A 5,665-nucleotide genomic window follows, 5' to 3' on the forward strand; every position below is an offset into this window, starting at 1 on the left:
TTTTTGTTTGGTGAATACGAAACATTTTGCTTGGGATGATGCACCCCCGTGTGTTGTTCCGAGTGTTTTTATTCGCCAGGATTTCATCACCACGTGTGGCCCCGTCTTTTTCCGGTGGGGTTGTGGTGGCTTTTTGTTTTTTATGGAGAGTTTGATCCTGGCTCAGGATGAACGCTGGCGGCGTGCTTAACACATGCAAGTCGAACGATGAAGCCCAGCTTGCTGGGTGGATTAGTGGCGAACGGGTGAGTAACACGTGAGTAACCTGCCCCTGACTCTGGGATAAGCCCGGGAAACTGGGTCTAATACCGGATATGACTTTTGACCGCATGGTTGAGGGTGGAAAGATTTATCGGTTGGGGATGGACTCGCGGCCTATCAGCTTGTTGGTGAGGTAATGGCTCACCAAGGCGACGACGGGTAGCCGGCCTGAGAGGGTGACCGGCCACACTGGGACTGAGACACGGCCCAGACTCCTACGGGAGGCAGCAGTGGGGAATATTGCACAATGGGCGCAAGCCTGATGCAGCGACGCCGCGTGAGGGATGACGGCCTTCGGGTTGTAAACCTCTTTCAGTAGGGAAGAAGCGAGAGTGACGGTACCTGCAGAAGAAGCGCCGGCTAACTACGTGCCAGCAGCCGCGGTAATACGTAGGGCGCAAGCGTTATCCGGATTTATTGGGCGTAAAGAGCTCGTAGGCGGTTTGTCGCGTCTATCGTGAAAGTCCGAGGCTCAACCTCGGATCTGCGGTGGGTACGGGCAGACTAGAGTGATGTAGGGGAGACTGGAATTCCTGGTGTAGCGGTGAAATGCGCAGATATCAGGAGGAACACCGATGGCGAAGGCAGGTCTCTGGGCATTTACTGACGCTGAGGAGCGAAAGCATGGGGAGCGAACAGGATTAGATACCCTGGTAGTCCATGCCGTAAACGTTGGGCACTAGGTGTGGGGGACATTCCACGTTTTCCGCGCCGTAGCTAACGCATTAAGTGCCCCGCCTGGGGAGTACGGCCGCAAGGCTAAAACTCAAAGGAATTGACGGGGGCCCGCACAAGCGGCGGAGCATGCGGATTAATTCGATGCAACGCGAAGAACCTTACCAAGGCTTGACATGTTCCAGATCGCCTCAGAGATGGGGTTTCCCTTCGGGGCTGGTTCACAGGTGGTGCATGGTTGTCGTCAGCTCGTGTCGTGAGATGTTGGGTTAAGTCCCGCAACGAGCGCAACCCTCGTTCCATGTTGCCAGCGGGTTATGCCGGGGACTCATGGGAGACTGCCGGGGTCAACTCGGAGGAAGGTGGGGATGACGTCAAATCATCATGCCCCTTATGTCTTGGGCTTCACGCATGCTACAATGGCCGGTACAATGGGTTGCGATACTGTGAGGTGGAGCTAATCCCTAAAAGCCGGTCTCAGTTCGGATTGGGGTCTGCAACTCGACCCCATGAAGTCGGAGTCGCTAGTAATCGCAGATCAGCAACGCTGCGGTGAATACGTTCCCGGGCCTTGTACACACCGCCCGTCAAGTCACGAAAGTTGGTAACACCCGAAGCCGATGGCCTAACCACCTTGTGTGGGGGGAGTCGTCGAAGGTGGGACTGGCGATTGGGACTAAGTCGTAACAAGGTAGCCGTACCGGAAGGTGCGGCTGGATCACCTCCTTTCTAAGGAGCTAACCAGTTTTGGTTGCCCATGTCTGTGCCCGAGTGTGGTGCAGGTGGGTTGCTCGAGGGTGGAATGTCAATGAACTCAACACTGGGAAACGGGTTTTCGAGGGCGATCGTGTGGTTGTTTTCGGGGGTTCGGGTGTTGGCATGGTTTGTGTTGTGTGGCGTGTGTGGTTTAGTACGCAGTGCCGCCCCTCTTGTGGGGGTTGGTGGTGTTGGAAGGGCGCATGGGTCGTGTGATGCGATAGATAATGTTTGGTGCACTGTTGGGTTTTGAGGCAACAAGCCTCCTGGCCGCCTGGTCCCTTTGCGGGGTTTGGTGGGTTGGGTGCTTGGTGTTTCGGTGTTTGTCCTGTGTCTGCTGGCATGGTGTCCTGGCTGGTCCTTTTGGGGCTGGTGTGTGGGGTGCTGTTGTTGGGGGTGCGGGGTTGTTGTTTGGGAACTGTATAGTGAACGCGAGCATCTTGCAGACAAGATGAGCTGTGCGTGCCTGTCCTGGGTGTGTGTGGTGTTTGAGTCTTGTTTGTAGTGATTTTGTTGATTGTTTTATAGCTCAATTTTTGAGAACTTTGTTTTGTGTTGAAGTTTTTAAGGGCGCACGGTGGATGCCTTGGCATCAAGAGCCGATGAAGGACGTGGGAATCTGCGATAAGCCTGGTGGAGTCGATAACCGGACGTTGAGGCCAGGATTTCCGAATGGGGGAACCCCGCACCATGTTATGTGGTGTGACCTGCAGCTGAATGTATAGGCTGTGTGGAGGGAACGCGGGGAAGTGAAACATCTCAGTACCCGCAGGAAGAGAAAACAATAGTGATTCCGTTAGTAGTGGCGAGCGAACGCGGATGGGGCTAAACCGGTTGGTGTGTGATAGCGGATAGGCGTTGCATCATCGGGGTTGTGGGGTCCACATGTACCAGTTCTATCTACGCTGGTGGGATGAGGTGCAGGCGTATAGGTGAATCGGTTGGAATGCCGGACCAGAGAGGGTGATAGTCCCGTAGGTGTAATGCGTGTCTGCCGTTCTTGTGTGGATGCCCGAGTAGCACGGGGCCCGTGAAACCTTGTGTGAATCTGCCAGGACCACCTGGTAAGCCTGAATACTACTTGATGACCGATAGTGAATCAGTACCGTGAGGGAATGGTGAAAAGTACCCCGGGAGGGGAGTGAAATAGTACCTGAAACCGTGCGCTTACAATCCGTTAGAGCAGCCACTTGTGGTTGTGATGGCGTGCCTTTTGAAGAATGAGCCTGCGAGTTAGTGTTACGTCGCGAGGTTAACCCGTGGGGGGAAGCCGTAGCGAAAGCGAGTCTGAATAGGGCGAGTGAGTGGCGTGATCTAGACCCGAAGCGAAGTGATCTACCCATGGCCAGGTTGAAGCGCGTGTAAGAGCGTGTGGAGGACCGAACCCACTTCAGTTGAAAATGGAGGGGATGAGCTGTGGGTAGGGGTGAAAGGCCAATCAAACTTCGTGATAGCTGGTTCTCCCCGAAATGCATTTAGGTGCAGCGTTGCGTGTTTCTTGCTGGAGGTAGAGCTACTGGATAGGCGATGGGCCCTACAAGGTTACTGACCTTAGCCAAACTCCGAATGCCGGTAAGTCAGAGCGCAGCAGTGAGACTGTGGGGGATAAGCTTCATAGTCGAGAGGGAAACAGCCCAGAACGCCAACTAAGGCCCCTAAGCGTGTGCTAAGTGGGAAAGGATGTGGAGTTGCTGTGACAACCAGGAGGTTGGCTTAGAAGCAGCCACCCTTGAAAGAGTGCGTAATAGCTCACTGGTCAAGTGATTCCGCGCCGATAATGTAGCGGGGCTCAAGCACACCGCCGAAGTTGCGTCATTCAAACATGTCATTGGCCTTTGTGGTCCAGTGGTTTGGATGGGTAGGGGAGCGTCGTGTGGACGGTGAAGTCGCGGTGGAAACCAGCGGTGGAGGCCACACGAGTGAGAATGCAGGCATGAGTAGCGAATGACGGGTGAGAAACCCGTCCGCCGAATGATCAAGGGTTCCAGGGTCAAGCTAATCTGCCCTGGGTTAGTCGGGACCTAAGGCGAGGCCGACAGGCGTAGTCGATGGACAACGGGTTGATATTCCCGTACCGGCGAAGGACCGCCCATACTGAGCAATGGATGCTAACCATGACGGATTCCAGCGTTGATGCCTTTTAGGTGTCTTGTTGGTTGGTGTGGTGGGAACCGATGTTGTGAGGTCAGCGTATTAACAGGTGTGACGCAGGAAGGTAGCCGAGCCAGGCAATGGAATTGACCTGGTCCAAGGGTGTAGGAAGAACGGTAGGCAAATCCGCTGTTCATTGTTTCTGAGACCTGATAGGCGCCCCGTTTGTGGGGTGATTCGGTGATCCTATGCTGCCTAGAAAAGCATCGGCGCGAGGTCCCAGTCCGCCCGTACCCTAAACCGACACAGGTGATCAGGTAGAGAATACTAAGGCGATCGAGAGAATCATGGTTAAGGAACTCGGCAAAATGCCCCCGTAACTTCGGAAGAAGGGGGGCCTGCCCCGTGATGGAGACTTGCTCTCCGGATGCGGGTGTGGGCCGCAGAGACCAGGGGGAAGCGACTGTTTACTAAAAACACAGGTCCGTGCGAAGTCGCAAGACGATGTATACGGACTGACTCCTGCCCGGTGCTGGAAGGTTAAGAGGACCGGTTAGCACACTTGTGTGCGAAGCTGAGAATTTAAGCCCCAGTAAACGGCGGTGGTAACTATAACCATCCTAAGGTAGCGAAATTCCTTGTCGGGTAAGTTCCGACCTGCACGAATGGAGTAACGACTTCCCCGCTGTCTCAACCATGAACTCGGCGAAATTGCAGTACGAGTAAAGATGCTCGTTACGCGCAGCAGGACGGAAAGACCCCGAGACCTTTACTATAGTTTGGTATTGGTGTTCGGTGCAGCTTGTGTAGGATAGGTGGGAGACTGTGAAGCTCGGACGCTAGTTCGGGTGGAGTCATCGTTGAAATACCACTCTGGCTGTACCGGTCACCTAACTTCGGACCATGATCTGGTTCAGGGACAGTGCCTGATGGGTAGTTTAACTGGGGCGGTTGCCTCCTAAAATGTAACGGAGGCGCCCAAAGGTTCCCTCAGCCTGGTTGGCAATCAGGTGTTGAGTGTAAGTGCACAAGGGAGCTTGACTGTGAGAGTGACAGCTCGAGCAGGGACGAAAGTCGGGACTAGTGATCCGGCGGCACCTCGTGGAAGGGCCGTCGCTCAACGGATAAAAGGTACCTCGGGGATAACAGGCTGATCTTGCCCAAGAGTCCATATCGACGGCATGGTTTGGCACCTCGATGTCGGCTCGTCGCATCCTGGGGCTGGAGTAGGTCCCAAGGGTTGGGCTGTTCGCCCATTAAAGCGGTACGCGAGCTGGGTTTAGAACGTCGTGAGACAGTTCGGTCCCTATCCGCTGCGCGCGTTGGAAATTTGAGAAGGGCTGTCCTTAGTACGAGAGGACCGGGACGGACGAACCTCTGGTGTGTCAGTTGTACTGCCAAGTGCATCGCTGATTAGCTACGTTTGGAAGGGATAACCGCTGAAAGCATCTAAGCGGGAAGCCTGCTTCGAGATGAGATTTCCATCCACTGTGTGTGGGTGAGGCCCCCAGCTAGATTACTGGGTTGATAGGCAGGATGTGGAAGCAAGGACCAAAGACTTGTGTAGCTGACCTGTACTAATAGGCCGATGGCTTACAACACACTATCTAAACTGTGTGTCGACAAAATACGTTTTTCTGATTGTTCGCGTTCACTATGCGGTTACGAGACAACAACCTCGAACCACAAAAAGTAAGAGACTTTGCAAGGACGAATCCACCGGACCACCATGGTTGGTTTGTGTGCTTCGTGATTGTTACGGCGGTCATAGCGTGGGGGAAACGCCCGGTCCCATACCGAACCCGGAAGCTAAGGCCCATTGCGCCGATGGTACTGCACTCGTGAGGGTGTGGGAGAGTAGGTCACCGCCGGACTTAACTTG

At 54.5% G+C, this 5,665-nt stretch carries 3 rRNA genes; all 3 read left to right on the top strand.

The window, feature by feature from the left end:
• The first annotated feature begins 139 nt into the window (after window positions 1-139).
• Window positions 140-1,665 (top strand): 16S ribosomal RNA (locus C1H84_RS17790).
• 581 nt (window positions 1,666-2,246) lie between these two features.
• Window positions 2,247-5,385 (top strand): 23S ribosomal RNA (locus C1H84_RS17795).
• Window positions 5,386-5,540: 155 nt separating this feature from the next.
• A 5S ribosomal RNA gene (gene rrf / locus C1H84_RS17800) occupies window positions 5,541-5,657 on the top strand.
• Together the 16S, 23S and 5S rRNA genes form the textbook arrangement of a ribosomal RNA operon.
• Window positions 5,658-5,665: the final 8 nt, after the last annotated feature.

This window comes from Glutamicibacter soli (assembly GCF_003309065.1).
Classification (GTDB): Bacteria; Actinomycetota; Actinomycetes; order Actinomycetales; family Micrococcaceae; genus Glutamicibacter; species Glutamicibacter soli.